Consider the following 18139-nt stretch of genomic DNA (forward strand, 5'->3'; position numbering starts at 1 on the left):
TAACTTAAGCAAATAAAGAATCACATCAAAATACCTAAAACATCAAAATACCTAAAAATGAAAAATTTTATATTAGTATTAACTGTTACTGTAATGTTATCTGGTTGTACCCCTGTATTAATAGGAGGAGCTACTATAACAACTATGTCAATAATGTTAGACAGAAGAACCGTTGGGACGCAACTTGAAGATCAAATTATTGAATTAAAAATCAAAAAAGGAATTTGCAATTATTTAACTGATATACATTCAGCTCGGATTTTAGTGAAATCATATAATCGAAGAGTTCTCTTAACTGGAGAAGTTGAGAATATTATACACATCTCTAACATAAACAAAATAGCAAATTCTGTAGATAATATAGAATCAATAATAAATCAAATAAAAGTGGAACAAGCTCCAACTTTTCGAATGGCTTTTTATGAAAAATGGATTTATTCTAAAATAAAAGCATCATTAATAAATAATAAAAATATACAATCAGGAACTATATCTATTATCATTGATAGAGGAACAGTATTCCTAATGGGACTGGTTACTAGATATGAGGGGAATGAAGCTGCAATGACAGCCTCAAAAATTCACGGTGTTAAACAAGTAGTAAAACTATTTGAATATATAGACAAAAAAGCAACTAATATTGGATACAAAACTCTAAATGTTAGATAATGTGATTGTTAAATAATCACTAATTATTATAGAGTGAAAGTTGGAGTCTTTTGAGAACGCTAAAAAGATTAAGATTAAAGCCATACACCTAATAAAATAAAGTTACTATGATCAACATATCCAATAATGCAAATTATAAAATCTCTTCAGATGTGAAAGCAACTGTTCTTTCAGAGGCTCTACCATATATAAGAAAATTTCATGGAAAAACCATTGTGATTAAGTATGGTGGTAATGCAATGACAGATTACCATCTGCAGAGGACTGTTGCTCATGATCTAGTGCTCTTAAAACTAGTAGGATTAAATCCAGTTGTGATTCATGGTGGTGGACCACAAATAGATGCAGCATTAAACAAAGTAGGCAAGAAATCTATATTTGTTCAAGGAATGAGAATTACAGACAGTGAAACAATGGAAATTGTAGAATGGGTTTTAGGTGGCCAAGTACAACAAGACATTGTCATGATGATAAATGAATTTGGTGGTAAAGCTGTAGGCTTAACAGGAAAAGATGGAGCCATGATAAAAGCCAAAAAAAAGCTTATTCCTGATATTAACAATCCATCAGAACTAATAGACATTGGATTTGTCGGAGAAGTACATTCTATAGATCCTTCAATCATCATTGCGCTTCAGGATGATCAATTTATACCAGTAATTTCTTCAATAGGTTATGGCGAAGATAATGAAGCATACAATATAAATGCTGATATAGTAGCAGGAAAGATCGCAGAGATTCTTAAAGCCGAGAAACTTGTTATGATGACAAACATACCTGGAGTATTGGATAAAAAAGGACAATTATTACGTTCATTATCATCACAAACTATAGATAAATTATTTGCTGATGGTACAATCTCTGGAGGAATGATACCAAAAATATCATCTTCTTTAGAAGCTACAAGGAATGGGGTAAACTCTGTTCATATAATAGATGGTCGTGTACCACACTGCCTATTGCTTGAGTTGCTGACTGATCAAGGGGTAGGAACGATGATTTATTAAGAAATAGACTTAATAATAAAATAAAAAATTGATAAGTAGTGTAAATAAGTAATATAGTATAGTTTTAATTGTATTTTTTTATATAGCTGAATTGGAGAATGAGAATGGTGAAGTCAAAATTATATCCTCCTACCCCAGCTGTTGCTAGCTGTATTCCAAAGGGTTTATTATTTGGAATACTTGCTCTCGTTGGGGTACTTTTTCTGCCACTATCTGGTGATCTGCCTTTGGCTGGGCATCGGATGTTGGCAATATTAGCCTTTGCTGTAGTCGTTTGGGTTACAGAAGCAGTTTCTTATGAAGCAAGTGCCATTATGATTACAGTTTTAATGGCGTTCTTAATTGGAACATCTCCATCTATAGATAATCCAAATGTAGTTTTCGGAACTGCCTCTGCTATGGGATTAGCATTATCAGGATTTTCTAATTCTGCTCTGGCATTGGTGTGGGGAGCATTGTTTATTGCAGCTGCTATGACTTTTACTGGTCTTGACAAGCGCATAGCTCTATTCACATTGTCAAAAGTTGGTACTAGCACAAAAAGTATAATGATCGGCTGTATTGCTGTTACAATTATACTAAGTTTGGCGGTACCTAGCGCAACTGCTCGTAGTGCTGCTGTTGTACCTATTATGATGGGTATAATAACATCTTTTGGTTTAAATAAACGTTCCAATATAGCAGCTGGTATAATGATAGTTGTTGCTCAAGGCACTGGTATATGGAATATCGGAATAAAAACAGCATCAGCTCAGAACTTACTGACTGCTGGTTTTATGAATAAAATGCTAGGAGAAAATGTAGCTTGGTCAGATTGGTTTCTTGCTGGAGCTCCATGGTCTGCATTGATGTCTGTATTTTTGATTGCATTAGTTTTAAAAATGTTGCCTCCTGAACCAGATGGTATAACAGTTGGTAAAGAAGCAGTAGAGAAATCTCTATTAGAGCTAGGACCAATGCCTACTCAACAAAAGAAATTGTTAGCAATATCAATGCTACTATTGTTCTTTTGGGCAACTGAAGGAAAAATACACAGTTTTGATACAACATCAACAACTTATATAGGCTTAGTTCTATTGATTTTACCAGGATTTGGTGTTATGTCTTGGAAAGATGTGCAAACACGCATACCTTGGGGTACTGTTATAGTATTCGGGATTGGTGTCAGCCTTGGTTCTGCGCTGCTTACAACACATGCCGGTCAATGGTTGGGAAATAAAGTTGTTCTCAATACTGGAATAGATCAACTTGGTTCTGTTGGAATATTTGCGGTGCTAGCTGCCTTTTTGATAATAATACACCTTGGATTTGCTAGCGCTACAGCTTTAGCTTCTGCCTTATTGCCAATAATAATATCTATGCTAAATACAATGCCTGGTGATCTTAATAGGGCTGGCATAACAATGTTGTTAGGTTTTGTAATAAGTTTTGGATTTATTCTGCCTGTAAACGCACCTCAAAATATGATATGTATGGGTACTGAGACTTTTAATGCAAAACAATTTGCTAAAGTTGGTATAGTATTAACCGTTGTAGGTTATCTATTAATGGTATTGTTCAGCCTTACATACTGGCGTTGGTTAGGTTGTCTATAAGCCGAAAAATTATGAAACTTAATATCAATCAAGCTATTAATTTTGGCAAGGATATATTGATAGCACAGGGTGTTCCTGTTGATATAGCACTAGATGTTTCACAACATCTAGTTAGCTCTGATCAAGTGGGGTATACCAGTCATGGGTTATCAATACTACCTACATACTATAAGGTACTATCTAATGGATTTCTGAATCCCAAAGGCAGACCAGAATTAATAAATGATCAAGGTGTTGTTTTAGGATTTGATGGTTGCAGGGGATTTGGACAACATGTTGGCAAAGTGGCTGTACAAGAAGCTATAGAAAATACTAGGAAATACGGTCAGTGTACATTTACTATAAGAAATGCACATCATTTAGGACGTATGGGATTCTATGGAGAAATGGTGTCAAAAGCCGGTATGATATTCCTCGCTTTTACAAATGTAATAAATAGAGAGCCAACCGTAGCTCCATATGGCGGTAAGGAAGCTCGAATGACTACCAATCCTTTATGTTTTTCTATACCTTTATCTGATAAGTATCCACCATTGATAGTAGATATGGCAACAAGCTCTATGGCTATAAATAAAGCTCGGGTTCTTGCTACTAAAGGCATGAAAGCTGAATTTGGATCTTTAATAGATGCATCAGGAAATCCAACAGATGATCCTAATGCTCTTTTTACTAACCCTCCCGGAGCCTTATTACCTTTTGGTGCACATAAGGGTTATGCTTTAGGTCTAGTAGCAGAATTATTAGCCGGCATACTTACTGGAGGTGGCACTATTCAGCCTAAAAATCCTAGACGTGGGGCTGCTATGAATAATATGTTTGCAATAGTAATAGATCCTAGCAGGGTTGACTCTAATAGTGAATGGATTAAAGATGAGACTAATGCATATGTGGAATATCTACACTCATGCCCTCCTCAACCAGGAGTCGAAAGAGTACAGTATCCAGGAGAATTTGAATCTGTTAACAGATTCAAAAATAAAGATTCTGTGGAATTTGAATATTCGATCTGGGAGAATATATATCAACTAGCGGATAAATTAGGTGTAAAAATACCTAATTAATAAAATAACTTATCCTTGTAAAAGGTGTGCCTGCAAAAATATGCACACCTTTTATTATTTTTCTATTGTTCTTCCTATATTCATTAATATACCACATGCTATACACATAGTTAGCAAAGCAGATCCACCATAACTCATGAAAGGGAGAGGAACTCCTACTACCGGTAATATGCCAGTAACCATTCCAATATTGACAAATACATATATGAAAATCATCATGGTTATAGACCCTGCTAACAATCTAGAAAATTGAGAATTAGCCTGTATAGAAATCAAAAATCCTCTAAAAATTAAAAGACTATATAAAATTAATAAAAATATACAACCATATAACCCAAACTCTTCAGCATAAACAGCAAAAATAAAATCTGTACTGCGCTCAGGTATAAAATCTAAATGTGTTTGTGTCCCTAACATATAACCTTTACCATACAGTCCTCCTGATCCTATAGCAATAATAGATTGTATAGTATGAAAACCTCTCCCTAAAGGGTCAGAATTAGGATTTAATAAAGTACAAATTCTATTTTTTTGATAGTCATGTAATAGCAACCAAGTAACATCATCTGCACATAAAGTGTCTTCATAATATAGAAGATATGAGATAACAAAAGTAAAAGTTAAAAAAATAGGTAGTATTATCTTGAATGACAATCCAGCGAAATAGATTACAGAAATACCGGCTCCGAATACTAATAAAGCAGTTCCTAAATCAGGTTGTATAACTATTAAAAAACAAGGAATTATTAGAATTAAAGATGAAATTAAAAAACTTCTAAAACTTAAATATGGCTTATCTTGAGCATCAAAGAAATAAGAAATCATCATTGGTACAGCAATTTTTAGAATTTCTGATGGTTGAATGCGAATAAAACCTAAACTTAACCAACGTGTTGCCCCTTTAACTGTTTCTCCAAAAAATTCTACACACAACAGCAAAACAATACCTAGTATATAAAAAGGTATAGAAAAATTTCTTAGTAAATATGTAGGCATGAATGCTATTAAGAACATTACAAATAATGAAAATAAAAAATGATCAAACTGCCCCAAAAAACGACTACTAGAAGATCCAGCAGCAGAATATATAACCGCCATATCGATTGCCATAAAAGCTATTAATATAAGCAATAAATAAAGATCTACGCAATTAATTATCTTCTGTGAGATAAGAATATAAAAATTCTTTAGCATGGATATTTCCTTATATTAGATAGATCTATATCTAATCAATTCTTATGTTCTTTCTGCAATAACCAATAATCAAATATTTTACGGGCTATAGGAGCTGCTTCTTTAGATCCCCAGCCAGCATTTTCTACAATTATAGCTACAGCAATTTGCGGATTATTTGCTGGTGCAAATCCAATAAAAATAGCATGATCCCTAAGATTTTCATTAATATCATTCATGCAATACCTTCCCCCTTTTAAACTATATACTTGTGCTGTACCTGTTTTGCCTGCTACTAAATATGGAGCATTTTGAAACGATTTTTTTGCTGTGCCGAAATGAGCAACTTCTATCATTGAATTTTTTATAAAATCGATATTATCTTGCTTAAGAGGGATATTTATACCGGCTTTATTAGTATTAAAACCGGTAACTCTTATAAAATCATCATGATTATTTCTAGTAGCGATTGCTAAATGTGGTTTTATATATACTCCATCATTTGCTAATGTGGCAGTTGCTTGAGCAAGTTGTAAGATAGTAAACGAATTATATCCTTGACCAACCATTAAGGAAATTGTATCCCCTGTGTACCATTTTTGAAGTTTTTTATCTTTATATCTCTTATATTTCCACTCAGTTGATGGCAATATTCCTCTCTTCTCTCCATCCAAGTCAATACCTGTTGTCTGACCAAATCCAAATTGTTTTATAAAATCATGCAGTGTATCGACATCAATATCTAATCCTAAAGAATAGAAATAAGTATCGGAAGAAACGACAATAGCCTTATTCATATTGACCATACCGTATGCTACACTGCCAGGGTTTCTAAATCTGTGTCCTTTAAATTCAAAATAACCAGGGTCAAATACCTCATCTGATATTTTTTTCTTGTTAAGCTCTAATGCAGCTAAAGCTATAAATGGCTTATATGTAGATCCAATTGGATATGTTCCGTGTAATACTCTATTCATTAGAGGATAATCTAAAGAATTGTTTAGAGAATTCCAACTATCAGAACCTATCCCATCTACAAACAAATTTGGATTGAAAGATGGTTTTGATACTAATGCTAAAATCTCACCATTAGTAGGATTAATTGCTACTAATCCTCCTTTCCTATTCCCAAAAACTTCTTCTGCTATTTTCTGTAACTTAATATCAATAGATAAAAAAATATCAGAACCAGCTATAGGATCAATAGATCTTATTTTGCGTACAGGTTTACCAGTAACAGTAATTTCTAACTCATCTAAACCAGTATGACCATGTAAAACATCTTCATATACTTTTTCAATTCCTTTTTTCCCTATTAAATCTGATCCCCTATAGTTACCTATTTTGCCAGCTTTTTCTAAATTTTCAATTTCCTTGTAAGATATTTTTCCAACATAACCTAAAACATGAGCTGCTAGATCTTTATTAGGATATTCTCTTAATAATCTAGCTTTTAACTCTAATCCAGGAAAATTAAAATAATGAGCAGCAAACCAAGATGCTTTATAATCATCCAGTTTATTGCAGACTGTTATAGGTTTATAACCATTAGTTTCTGATATTTTTTTCTTTAGAGTTCTAATATCATTTGGATTAAAACATATTATAGGTTTTAATTTCTCTATAATTTCATTTAAATTTCCAGCTATAGCCGGAATTATATCTATTGTATAGGTGTAACTATTACAAGCTAATACTTCACCGTTGCGATCGAAAATCTCACCCCTTTTCGAGGGAATTGGAACTATAGCTATACGATTTTTATCAGCACTCTTCGATAAGCCATCATAGCGACTAATCTGCAATATCCATAATCGACAAAAGAGCAAAAAGAAACAAAAAATTGCAAATGCATAACCTATTAGCACCCTTACATAAAATTTATTCCTCTGTTGATTTGAGTTATTAATATCTATCATAAATATTTAAAAATCAGTTAGCTTAAGGTATATCAGAATCTACCTGGGTGCGTTTATATTTTAGCAAAACACAACCTATAATTGGCCATATTATAGAAATAAAAATAGTGTCTAATATTAACAACCAACCAATCCAATATCCATTAATCCAAGAAACAAATAAACTTTTAACAAATTTAGAAATGAAAAATATTGGTAGCAAATGTAATGACTGACTCAATATATCAAAACATAATAACCTTCTGTGTAGAAAAAGTGAAAAATATGCTATTAGTAAGTATTCCAGAGCACTACTACCCATAATTAGAGACTGTTGCACATCGATTAATATACTAAAAAAGAATGCCGTCAATAATCCTATTTTAGAAGATTCGTAAATACACCAAAAAGATATAACGATAATCGGCAAATCCAGGAAAATTCTACAAGGCAATAAAGACATAATCCAAGATGCAACTATTGTAAGATATATGAATTGTGATTCTATAGGCTCCATCATTTTAGTGTTATCAACATTTGTTGGTATGCCTATATTTCTGTATTTCTTATTTATGCTCATAAATACAACTACTCATTAGCACTATTTACATCAACCTGAAGCACTATAAAGTGACGATACCTTTCATGTTGAGCTAAGTTATTAGATATAGCTCTATAATAACCTGTTGATTTATCAATTTCTATCTTAGTAATTTCAGCAACAGGCAAGCCAGCTGGAAATATTCCACCAATCCCACTAGTAATTAATTTATCACCTTCTCTTATATCAACATTCCCTAATAAATAACGAACTTCTATTTTCCCTGATTCTGCACCAAAAGATATTAATCTCAGTCCGTTTCTACTTACCTGTACAGGTATGGCAATACCGTTATCAGATATAAGAGCAACCTCAGAAGTCATTGGAGTAACTCGTATAATTTGACCAACGAGACCAGATTCATTTATAACTGGCATTCCAGGTAATATTCCAGAATTACTACCTTTATTAAAAACTAGACGCCTATTAAAAGAATTGACAGTGTCGTAAAGAATTTCTACCACAACAGAAGGCTGTTGAATACTCTCTTGTATTCCTAATAAATTACGCAACTGATTGTTTTCTATAAGCAATTGAGCCATGCGAGTAGTAACCTGAGCCAATTCGATGCGTTGTTTTTGCAAAAATTCATTTTCCTTTCTTACAATACTAGCTGAATTCATGTAAGAATTTACCTGAACGATAACATCTCTTGGAGCAACTACAGTACGCTGAAATGGATATATAGCAATGGCTACAACCCTACGAAATGGCTCAATAAACCGATAATGACTATCAATCATTAAAAGCAATAAAGCCAATATCATTAGAAATAACAATCTTAACTCTAAAGATATCCTCTGTCTAAAAAGAGTAGGAACCTCATGAGATTTCATATTTCCTCAGTAAAACAATAAGTACACTATGAATTACAGTTATTAATCATTTATGAAAATTGATCCTAACTTTTCAAGATGCTCTAAAGCTTCTCCACAACCGCGGACAACACATGTTAATGGATCCTGCGCTACAACGACAGGTAGTCCAGTCTCTTCTTGAAGCAAGCGATCAAGATCCCTCAATAAAGCACCTCCTCCTGTAAGAGAAATACCTTTATCAGTTATATCGGCACCTAACTCTGGTGGTGTTTGTTCTAGTGCTATTTTAACGGCAGATACTATCTGATTTAATGGGTCTGTCAATGACTCTAGTATTTCATTAGAAGAAACAGTAAAACTTCGAGGCACTCCTTCTGCCAAATTTCGACCTTTAACCTCAATTTCTTTAATATCCGAACCAGGAAAAGCAGATCCTATATGCTTCTTTATCAATTCTGCTGTTGGTTCACCAATTAACATGCCGTAATTACGGCGAATGTAATTAACAATAGATTCATCAAATTTATCTCCGCCAACTCTAACAGAACCTTTATATACCATACCACCCAAGGAAATTATAGCAACTTCCGTAGTTCCGCCACCTATGTCAACTACCATAGATCCACTGGCATCAGAAACAGATAAACCAGCTCCAATAGCAGCTGCCATCGGTTCCTCTATAAGGTAAACATGAGATGCCCCTGCCCCAAGAGCTGATTCACGAATAGCTCGTCTCTCTACCTGAGTTGAACCACACGGGACACAAACTATAATCCTAGGACTAGGTGCCAACATATTTCGTGGATGCACCATACGAATAAATTGCTTTAACATTTGTTCAGTAACAGTAAAATCTGCTATAACCCCATCCTTCATTGGTCTTATAGCCTCCATATTACCAGGCACTCTCCCCAACATCTGTTTAGCTTCATGTCCAACAGCCTGAATGATTTTTTTTCCATGAGGTCCACCATCATGGCGAATCGCAACAACTGATGGCTCATCAAGTACAATACCTTTACCTCTAACATAAATAAGAGTATTGGCAGTGCCAAGATCAATTGCCATATCACTAGAGAAATAACTACGTAGAAATCCAAACATTAATATCTAGCTTATTAAAAAATATTTAAAAAACCTATTATTGTTAAAATTCAAAAATTAATTATTGTCTAAACAAACATGAGTAAACTATAATTATCAATCTTATAATAGGCAGCCTTTTATCAGGTACAATAATAAAATACCAGATTATAAGTAACATTTTAACACATACAGAATCTTTTATGACACTTGACAAACATGATGTGGCGAATATTGCGAAATTAGCAAAAATCGAACTTAGTAAAGAGCAATGTGCCGATACTACTAATAAATTAAATGAGAGTTTAACTATTATTGAACTTATAAAAAAAGTAGAAAACAAGAGCAATGAACTTCTTGTACATCCTATATCAATACATGAAGAAATATCTATGTTTCTTAGAAAAGATACGTCTATTGATGAATGTTCAGATAATTTTATGGAAAAAGTTATTAAAAACGCTCCTCAATTCGAAGATAACATGTTCTTAGTTCCTAAAATAGTTGAGTAGATTATGACGAAACCACTATTACACACACAATTTGAGGGAATATCATCACTGCGCCAAGCTATCATTAATGGTGATATAAGTTCTGTAGAGCTAGCAAGAAGTTGTTTAGATACTATAGAGTCTCTATCTATAATAAATGCTTTCCTAGATATAAGACCGGAAATTACTATAGCCCAAGCAAAAAAGGTAGATAACGAGATTTCAAAAGGTTTGATTAAGCCTTTATCAGGAATCCCAATCGCCCATAAAGATGTTTTTGTTACAACTGACTGGTATACAACATCTGCCAGCAGAATGCTACATAGATATCTCAGCCCATTTAACGCAACTGTTGTAGAAAGGCTTAGCAATGCTGGTGCAGTATCATTAGGAAAATTAAATTGTGATGAATTCGCTATGGGATCAACAAATGAGAACTCTGCATATGGCTCAGTTGCTAATCCTTGGGATTACAGTAAGGTTCCTGGTGGATCATCGGGAGGCTCCGCTGCTGCTGTAGCAGCAGGGATGGTTGCAGCTACGACTGCTACTGATACAGGTGGATCAGTAAGACTGCCAGCGGCACTATGTGGTGTAAGTGGAATAAAACCAACATATGGTTCTACATCGAGATACGGTATAATTGCATTTGCATCTAGCCTAGATCAAGCTGGAATAATTGCAAAGAGCAGTGAAGATTTACTAGACATCTTGGATATAATAACAGGATTCGATGGTAAGGATGCTACCTGTCTGGAGAAATTTAACAATATTGAGAATCGACCAGGCAGAATACGTGCAGATTTTGATAATCATGTCAATAAATTTAATAAAAATAATAGTTTTCCTTTAAAGGGAATAAGGATAGGTCTACCTAAAGAATTTTTTGGAGACAATCTTTCTGAGGAAGTTTTAAAATCGGTTACAAAAGCAATACGTGATTTTGAAAATCTTGGGGCATCTATCGTTACAATCTCATTACCATGTACTGAACTAACAATACCAACTTACTACGTCATAGCTTCATCTGAAGCATATAGTAATCTTTCTAGATTTGATGGGGTGCGTTATGGCCATAGAACAAAAAACTATAAAAACATAGATGAAATGATCACAAGATCTAGAGCTGAAGGTTTTGGTTTAGAAGTAAAACGCCGTATATTGCTAGGGGCGCATATGTTATCTAGTAAAAATTATGAAGAATTTTACTTAAAAGCTCAAGGCACTAGAAGAATCATCGCTCAGGATTTCAAAGAATCATTATTGACTGAATGTGATGTTATCATGGGTCCAGTTTCTCAAAAAGCAGCAAAAAGCATAGGGGAAGACTCAAGTAATATCAATGATTGGTTAGGTGATATGTATACATTGGGAGCAAGCTTAGCAGGACTACCTGCAATGTCTATACCCTGTGGATTCGATAGTAATAAAAATCTTCCTATTGGATTACAAATTATTGGAAATTACTTTGATGAGGGATTAATATTAGCATTGTCTGATTGTTACCAACATATTACTAACTGGCACAAACAATATCCAAAAGTATAAGGCATAAAAATATGAAATCTGGATGGGAAATAGTCATAGGTTTAGAAACACACGTACAACTCGCTACAAGCTCTAAGATATTTTCTAGCAGTAGTACATTATTTGGATCAAAACCAAACAAACAAGCAAATGAAATAGATATGGCTCTTCCAGGGAGCATGCCATCATTAAATTCTAAGGCAGTTGAATATGCCATAAAATTTGGTCTGGCGGTAGGAGCTACTATATCAAAAAATTCTGTATTTGAGAGAAAACACTATTTCTATCCAGATCTACCTAAAGGCTACCAGATTAGCCAATTTAGAAATCCTATAATAAAGAATGGCTCAATCTCATTTTGCATAGATGGAGAAGAGAAGGAAGTTAAATTAATACAAGCGCATTTAGAAGAAGATGCTGGTAAATCCTTACATAAAAATTACAATAGTGGAATAGATCTTAATCGAGCTGGAGTACCTTTGTTAGAGATAGTTACAGAACCAATAATGAGATCTGCTAAAGAAGCATATATGTATGCAAAAACTCTACATAACTTGGTTGTTTGGTTAGGGATATGTGATGGCAATCTACAAGAAGGATCCTTTAGGTGTGACGCAAATGTTTCTGTTCGCAGATCAGGTAGCACTACTCTAGGAACAAGAACTGAAATTAAAAATTTGAACTCATTCAGATTCTTAGAGAAAGCTATTATTTTTGAATCCAACAGGCAAACTCAGTTAATTGAAGATGGTGGCTATGTAATACAGGAAACAAGATTATATGACTCTGAGAATGATGAGACCAGAAGCATGCGAACAAAAGAAAGTGCAACTGATTATCGATATTTTCCTGACCCTGATCTACAAATACTAAATATATCTAATGAATATATAGAAAAATTAAAAAATATGCCAGAACTTCCTTCTAATAAAAGAAAGAGATTTGAATCTAATTATTATATTTCCAGAGAAGAATCCTTGCAGATGACTATTAATATACAGACATCTGAATATTTCGAATCTGTTGTAAAACTTATTCCAAAAAACAGTGGGAAAATTGCTGCGAACTTCATAAGCCAAGAATTAAGTACTCTTATGAATCGAGATAATAAAAAAATCAGTGACATTAAAATCACAAGTAATATACTAGCCTTACTAATAAATAGAGTGATAGATGGCTCAATATCTAATAAAAACGCAAAATATGTTTTATCAATTATGTGGGAAAAAGATCAATATGATATTGACAGAATCATAAAAGAAGAAGGTCTAGATCAGATAAAAGATGTATCTATAATTATAGAAATGATAGATAGTGTCATATCAGACAATAAACATGTAGTAATGGAATATTTATCTGGAAAAGAAAAAGCATTCAATTCGTTAGTAGGTAAAGTAATGAAAACAAGTAATGGCAGGATCAATCCCAGTAATATAAACACTATATTGAATGAAAGAATAGAAATTTTTAAAAAGTTAGATTCATATAACACAAAATCTTGTTAGAGAATCCCATATTTTTCACGGTATTGCGTAATTCTCTCACGATGTGTAGATAGATTTATATCATTCATAACATTAGAAAATATATCATTTAAAGAAGCTATGCTAATAACTGGTATATTATAAGTTTCTACAACTTCCTGTACTGCTGATCTCTTAGAATGAGTATTATTATCAATAGAGCACTCCATTCTATCAAGAGCAATCAGCATAGCAACAGGTTCTGCGCCTGACTGTTTTATTATATTTATCGATTCTCTTGCTGAAATTCCTGAAGTAATAACATCATCTATTATTACGACTTTGCCTTTCAATTGAGATCCTATTAACAATCCACCTTCACCATGAGACTTTGTTTCTTTTCTGTTAAATGAAAACGGAATATCTTTTTTCAGCATTAATGAATAATTAATTGCTGTCGAGATTACTAAAGGTATTCCTTTATAAGCAGGACCAAATATCATGTCGAATACAATCCCTGAGTTGACTAAAGCATTTGTATAAAATCTTGATAATTGACTAATGCTATAACCACTATCAAAACACCCAATATTAAAAAAATATGGACTATTTCTATCAGATTTAGTTTTAAAATCGCCAAAACGTAGTGCTTTGCAATGCAATGCAAATTTCACAAAATTAACTGAATTGTTCTCTATAGTGACCATATTACAATAAACCTTTATAATGTTGAAAATAATTTACAAAACAAAAACTAATAAAGTAAAGTAATTAAGTTTACTATTATACGAAGAAAAGGTTAAATTTGTTAAAAATAACTTCCATAAATCTTAATGGGATAAGATCATCGATCCGCAAAGGATTCATAAAATGGTTAAATATTTATGAACCTGATATTGTCTGCATGCAGGAAACTAGAATTTCTTACAATGATCTTAATAATGAGATTATTAACCCATCACCATATGAAGGATATTTTTTTTGTGCCGATAAAAAAGGGTACAGTGGAGTAGGAATCTATTCAAAAATAAGACCGAGAAATATCATAAATGGCATAGGAAACAAAGAATTCGATTGTGAAGGTAGATTGATCAGAATAGATTTAGAAAATCTATCTGTTATTAATGCTTATTTCCCATCAGGAACAAGTGGGCAAGATAGACAATTTGCAAAATTTAGATTCTTAAACGATTTTGAGCTTCTCTTAGATAAAATATATTACGAAAATCAGAAATATGATCGTGAATTTATAATATGTGGGGACTGGAATATTGCTCATAAAGAAATAGATATAAAAAACTGGCGAGGCAATATTAAGAATTCTGGTTTTTTGCCAGAAGAACGCAATTGGATTTCCACAATAATAAACAAATATAAATTACTAGATGTTTTTAGAGAACTAAATCATAATCCAGATCAATACACTTGGTGGAGCAATAGAGGTAAATCTTGGGAGAAAAATGTTGGTTGGCGAATAGACTATCAATTTGCCACATGTAAGATTGCAAAATTAGCCACTAATTGTGAGATCTACAAAGAAAATAGATTTAGTGATCATGCCCCCCTTACTATAATCTATAATTACAAAATTTAAACTGGAATTCTTTACAAGATAAAATATATAAGGTTAAAATTCTTAGATTGAATTGATTTATTAAAATCTCATCTAATATATATTTCCTTTGTGCTAATTAAACCTATCTTCTGTTAAAATCTGAATATGCTATCTGCATTCTTTTACTCTCCAACCTTTGAAGCATGGTCCAGTGGTTTGCTCACTGGTCTTAGTCTATTTGCTGTAGTTGGCGCACAAAGTGCTTTTATACTACGCCAAGGTATAATGCGATCACACATATTAACAATATTATCTGTATGCGCTCTATCTGATGCAATTTTTATTACTCTTAGCGTATTTGGCTTGAAAGAAATAATACTATTAATTCCATGTTTCAAGACTATAGTATTAGTATTTGGTATATTATTTCTTGCTAGTTACTCTTACAAAGCAGCCAAAAGGTCTATAAATAATAGTAGCAATCTTACTGCTGCGAATGGAACAATAATGACAAGAAAATCAGCAATACTGGGAGCGCTAGGATTCAGTCTATTGAATCCTCATTTTTGGTTAGATTTAATATTAATAGGATCATTAGCCAGCATTTTTGGAGATAGAAGCTTAGCGTATGCTTTCGGAGTAATAATAGCAAGTATAATTTGGCTAAGTGTGCTTGGCCTAGGATCACGCATGTTTGCTCCATTTTTCTCTAGTCAAAGAGCATGGAGAATACTAGATGGTTTTATATCTATAATAATGATGTCTATGGCTATATTATTAATACTTAAGTTCGAAATATAATATATAAAGTGAAATTGCTATCAAAAAAATTAATAAATTCTGTAGAGGAATTACCCAATGTTTGGCGCAATATATTACTTTCGTCAGAGAATATTGTGACATTGCAGCACATAAATAAATTCCTAGAATCAAGACTTTTGGATGGGGTTACTATATATCCATTTAACCCAATGAAAGCACTACATAAAATATCATTAATATCTGATATTAAAGTCATTATATTGGGACAGGATCCCTATCATGGCGAGGGACAAGCTAATGGACTCGCATTCTCTGTATTAGAAAATTGCCAAAAACCTCCAAGCTTAAGAAATATATGTAAAGAACTATCCATAGAATACCCTGATATGGAATTTACAAATCTAAGAAATTTAGATTGCTGGGCCAATCAAGGAGTATTATTGCTTAATTCTATCCTGACAGTTGAAAAAGGAAAACCACTTTCTCATAAAAAAATAGGATGGGAGACTATAACAGATTCTATTATAAAATTAGTATCCGAAGACAATTCACCAAAAGTTTTTATGCTATGGGGGAATTATGCACAATCAAAAGATTATTTAATTAATTCGACCAAAAACTATCATCTAATACTTAAAGCCAATCATCCTTCTCCACTATCAGCATTTAGAAGTCCATTACCATTCATAGGATGCAATCACTTTAAAATAGCTAGTGAGTGGCTGATTAATCACAGAAAAACACCTGTTATATGGTAAATTTTCACAAATAAGTGGATTGTTCCAATAATTTAAGATATCCTGGATCGGTGACGAAAGGTACCAATGTACCTAGGGTTTCATATTGGGTTTTTCAGCCCTATTGATAAACTTATAATAGGTCTTCATTCATCGATTACCTGACCTCCTTTAGCCTGATATTTAAATAGAGATAGATTTGGTCGGCACGATGTTACCCGTCGATTGTCATTTGATTTATACAGAATTTAATTTATATGATTTAAATGACACAATATTTATATTTAATAATAAGGTAAAAGCATGTCTTTTGAAAAAATAGGAATCAATTCCAATATATTTTCTGCTCTAAAAACAGCAGGTTTTATATCACCTACGCCAGTACAAGAAGCAACTATCCCTCAAGCATTATCTGGAAAAGATTTAATAGTATCAGCACAAACAGGTAGCGGCAAAACAGCTGCTTTTATGTTGCCAGTATTACAAATGCTATCACAGAAACCAAAATCTAATAACATTAACCCACAAGTGTTAGTATTAACCCCTACTAGAGAACTAGCTTTACAAATAACTAAGGCAACAGCTGCTTATGGTATAAATATGCCTTGGTTAAGAATCGCAACTATAGTTGGAGGAATGCCATATAGAAATCAGATAAAGGCTTTATCTAAAAGAGTTGATATCTTGGTTGCAACACCAGGCAGATTAATAGACCAGATGAGATCAAACAAGGTTAGTCTAGCTAACATACAAACATTGGTTCTTGATGAAGCTGATAGGATGTTAGATATGGGATTTATAGAAGATATAGAAACAATTGTTAAAAATACCCCTAAAGATCGTCAAACAATGTTATTTTCAGCAACCATTGATGAATCTATAGCTAGACTTGCAAAGAAAATGATGAATAACCCTCAACATATTGCATTAACTAGCAGTAAACAGAAGCATGATAATATAACCCAGAAGTTATTTTATGCAGATAATAATGAGCATAAAGTTAAACTATTAAATCATGTGCTTAATGAATCATCTTTAGATCAGGCAATAATATTCACATCAACTAAAAAAGGTGCAGATAAGCTGGCAGAGTGCCTATCTGAAAATGGATTTGCCGTTGCTGCATTACATGGCGATATGAATCAAAGGCAACGCACGCGCACTATATCTCAACTACAAAAAAAACAAATTCGAGTACTAGTGGCAACCGATATTGCAGCAAGAGGGATTGATATAAATGGCATTAGTCATGCTGTTAACTTTGACCTGCCTATGCAAGCTGAAGACTATGTACATAGAATTGGTCGTACTGGAAGAGCAGGAAGAAATGGTTCAGCATTGAGTTTAGTAACTAATGAAGAAAAACATAAAATACGCAGGATAGAAAAGTATATAGGACAAACTATTTCAACTGAAATAATAGAAGGACTAGAACCAAAGATCTCTAGAACTTCTCATGACAACTCAAACAAAAAAACAAATACAGAAATACTACTAATAGAAATGAAGCTCCGTCTAGAAATAACACACCTAGAAAATTTTCTTCTACAAGCAAAACAAAAGAAAAAGTAGATGGAAGGAAAATAACTTCTGATAGAATACCATCAAAAACTAGTAACCAGACTAGAAAGCAAAACACATCCAAAAGAAGTAGCTTTAAAGATAATAGGTTTAATGAATCTAAAAGAGTATAAAAATA

The 18139-nt window shown here is 33.0% G+C and carries 16 protein-coding genes and 1 pseudogene; 11 read left to right on the top strand and 6 right to left on the bottom strand.

What is annotated here, in order from left to right:
• Positions 1-57: 57 nt before the first annotated feature.
• From ST1E_RS03390 to ST1E_RS03405, 4 genes are all read left to right on the top strand, one after another.
• On the top strand, positions 58-669 hold the full coding sequence (locus tag ST1E_RS03390) for a BON domain-containing protein (RefSeq protein WP_015389841.1): 612 nt from the start codon (positions 58-60) through the stop codon (positions 667-669).
• A gap of 107 nt (positions 670-776) precedes the next feature.
• Positions 777-1676, top strand: coding sequence for an acetylglutamate kinase (gene argB / locus ST1E_RS03395; RefSeq protein ID WP_015389842.1), 900 nt, complete (start codon positions 777-779; stop codon positions 1674-1676).
• Between the two features lie 98 nt (positions 1677-1774).
• Positions 1775-3271 (top strand): DASS family sodium-coupled anion symporter, encoded by a 1497-nt coding sequence (locus tag ST1E_RS03400; protein WP_015389843.1) that lies wholly within the window; start codon positions 1775-1777, stop codon positions 3269-3271.
• A gap of 11 nt (positions 3272-3282) precedes the next feature.
• Entirely contained in the window at positions 3283-4332 is a 1050-nt protein-coding gene (locus tag ST1E_RS03405) for an Ldh family oxidoreductase (RefSeq protein ID WP_015389844.1), read from the top strand.
• A 54-nt stretch (positions 4333-4386) separates the two neighbouring features.
• On the opposite strand, the gene rodA is transcribed toward ST1E_RS03405, so the two are convergent.
• Genes rodA through ST1E_RS03430 form a run of 5 tightly spaced genes read right to left on the bottom strand, consistent with a single transcriptional unit; the run spans position 4387 to position 9926 of the window.
• A complete protein-coding gene (gene rodA, locus ST1E_RS03410; RefSeq protein ID WP_015389845.1) occupies positions 4387-5526 on the bottom strand; it encodes a rod shape-determining protein RodA in 1140 nt (379 codons plus the stop codon).
• Positions 5527-5561: 35 nt separating this feature from the next.
• On the bottom strand, positions 5562-7424 hold the full coding sequence (gene mrdA, locus ST1E_RS03415; RefSeq protein WP_015389846.1) for a penicillin-binding protein 2: 1863 nt from the start codon (positions 7422-7424) through the stop codon (positions 5562-5564).
• Between the two features lie 22 nt (positions 7425-7446).
• Positions 7447-7983: a rod shape-determining protein MreD gene (gene mreD, locus ST1E_RS03420; protein WP_015389847.1), complete on the bottom strand. Its 537-nt coding sequence runs from the start codon at positions 7981-7983 to the stop codon at positions 7447-7449.
• 8 nt (positions 7984-7991) lie between these two features.
• The gene (mreC, locus tag ST1E_RS03425; RefSeq protein ID WP_015389848.1) at positions 7992-8840 is read right to left on the bottom strand and encodes a rod shape-determining protein MreC; all 849 of its coding nucleotides are present in this window, start codon (positions 8838-8840) and stop codon (positions 7992-7994) included.
• Positions 8841-8882: 42 nt separating this feature from the next.
• A complete protein-coding gene (locus ST1E_RS03430; RefSeq protein WP_015389849.1) occupies positions 8883-9926 on the bottom strand; it encodes a rod shape-determining protein in 1044 nt (347 codons plus the stop codon).
• Between the two features lie 182 nt (positions 9927-10108).
• Here ST1E_RS03430 and gatC point away from each other — a divergent pair, with 182 nt between their 5' ends.
• The 3 genes from gatC to gatB are packed head-to-tail and all read left to right on the top strand — an operon-like array spanning position 10109 to position 13428.
• Positions 10109-10417 (top strand): Asp-tRNA(Asn)/Glu-tRNA(Gln) amidotransferase subunit GatC, encoded by a 309-nt coding sequence (gene gatC, locus ST1E_RS03435; RefSeq protein WP_015389850.1) that lies wholly within the window; start codon positions 10109-10111, stop codon positions 10415-10417.
• 3 nt (positions 10418-10420) lie between these two features.
• Positions 10421-11944, top strand: a complete 1524-nt coding sequence (gene gatA, locus ST1E_RS03440) for an Asp-tRNA(Asn)/Glu-tRNA(Gln) amidotransferase subunit GatA (protein WP_015389851.1) — start codon at positions 10421-10423, stop codon at positions 11942-11944.
• A gap of 11 nt (positions 11945-11955) precedes the next feature.
• The gene (gene gatB, locus ST1E_RS03445; protein ID WP_015389852.1) at positions 11956-13428 is read left to right on the top strand and encodes an Asp-tRNA(Asn)/Glu-tRNA(Gln) amidotransferase subunit GatB; all 1473 of its coding nucleotides are present in this window, start codon (positions 11956-11958) and stop codon (positions 13426-13428) included.
• On the opposite strand, the gene pyrE is transcribed toward gatB, so the two are convergent.
• Positions 13425-14093: an orotate phosphoribosyltransferase gene (gene pyrE / locus ST1E_RS03450; protein ID WP_015389853.1), complete on the bottom strand. Its 669-nt coding sequence runs from the start codon at positions 14091-14093 to the stop codon at positions 13425-13427. The genes gatB and pyrE overlap by 4 nt on opposite strands.
• Positions 14094-14191: 98 nt before the next feature.
• On the opposite strand from pyrE, the gene ST1E_RS03455 reads away from it, so the two are divergent.
• The 4 genes and pseudogenes from ST1E_RS03455 to ST1E_RS03470 all read left to right on the top strand — a co-directional run bounded on the left by ST1E_RS03455 (position 14192) and on the right by ST1E_RS03470 (position 18134).
• Positions 14192-14980 (top strand): exodeoxyribonuclease III, encoded by a 789-nt coding sequence (locus tag ST1E_RS03455; protein ID WP_015389854.1) that lies wholly within the window; start codon positions 14192-14194, stop codon positions 14978-14980.
• A 126-nt stretch (positions 14981-15106) separates the two neighbouring features.
• A complete protein-coding gene (locus tag ST1E_RS03460) occupies positions 15107-15742 on the top strand; it encodes a LysE/ArgO family amino acid transporter (RefSeq protein ID WP_015389855.1) in 636 nt (211 codons plus the stop codon).
• 8 nt (positions 15743-15750) lie between these two features.
• A complete protein-coding gene (locus tag ST1E_RS03465) occupies positions 15751-16461 on the top strand; it encodes a uracil-DNA glycosylase (RefSeq protein WP_015389856.1) in 711 nt (236 codons plus the stop codon).
• 282 nt (positions 16462-16743) lie between these two features.
• Positions 16744-18134 (top strand): annotated as a pseudogene (locus ST1E_RS03470) (DEAD/DEAH box helicase).
• The last annotated feature ends 5 nt before the right edge of the window (positions 18135-18139 follow it).

This window comes from Candidatus Kinetoplastibacterium galatii TCC219, from assembly GCF_000340905.1.
GTDB classification, from domain to species: domain Bacteria; phylum Pseudomonadota; class Gammaproteobacteria; order Burkholderiales; family Burkholderiaceae_B; genus Kinetoplastidibacterium; species Kinetoplastidibacterium galati.

Coding starts and splice junctions, on each gene's coding strand:
- pyrE (WP_015389853.1), bottom strand. CDS start 14,093: ATGGTCACTATAGAGAACAATTCAGTTAATTTTGTGAAATTTGCATTG.
- mreC (WP_015389848.1), bottom strand. CDS start 8,840: ATGAAATCTCATGAGGTTCCTACTCTTTTTAGACAGAGGATATCTTTA.
- gatC (WP_015389850.1), top strand. CDS start 10,109: ATGACACTTGACAAACATGATGTGGCGAATATTGCGAAATTAGCAAAA.
- gatA (WP_015389851.1), top strand. CDS start 10,421: ATGACGAAACCACTATTACACACACAATTTGAGGGAATATCATCACTG.
- rodA (WP_015389845.1), bottom strand. CDS start 5,526: ATGCTAAAGAATTTTTATATTCTTATCTCACAGAAGATAATTAATTGC.
- argB (WP_015389842.1), top strand. CDS start 777: ATGATCAACATATCCAATAATGCAAATTATAAAATCTCTTCAGATGTG.
- mreD (WP_015389847.1), bottom strand. CDS start 7,983: ATGAGCATAAATAAGAAATACAGAAATATAGGCATACCAACAAATGTT.
- mrdA (WP_015389846.1), bottom strand. CDS start 7,424: ATGATAGATATTAATAACTCAAATCAACAGAGGAATAAATTTTATGTA.
- gatB (WP_015389852.1), top strand. CDS start 11,956: ATGAAATCTGGATGGGAAATAGTCATAGGTTTAGAAACACACGTACAA.
- ST1E_RS03390 (WP_015389841.1), top strand. CDS start 58: ATGAAAAATTTTATATTAGTATTAACTGTTACTGTAATGTTATCTGGT.
- ST1E_RS03405 (WP_015389844.1), top strand. CDS start 3,283: ATGAAACTTAATATCAATCAAGCTATTAATTTTGGCAAGGATATATTG.
- ST1E_RS03460 (WP_015389855.1), top strand. CDS start 15,107: ATGCTATCTGCATTCTTTTACTCTCCAACCTTTGAAGCATGGTCCAGT.
- ST1E_RS03400 (WP_015389843.1), top strand. CDS start 1,775: ATGAGAATGGTGAAGTCAAAATTATATCCTCCTACCCCAGCTGTTGCT.
- ST1E_RS03430 (WP_015389849.1), bottom strand. CDS start 9,926: ATGTTTGGATTTCTACGTAGTTATTTCTCTAGTGATATGGCAATTGAT.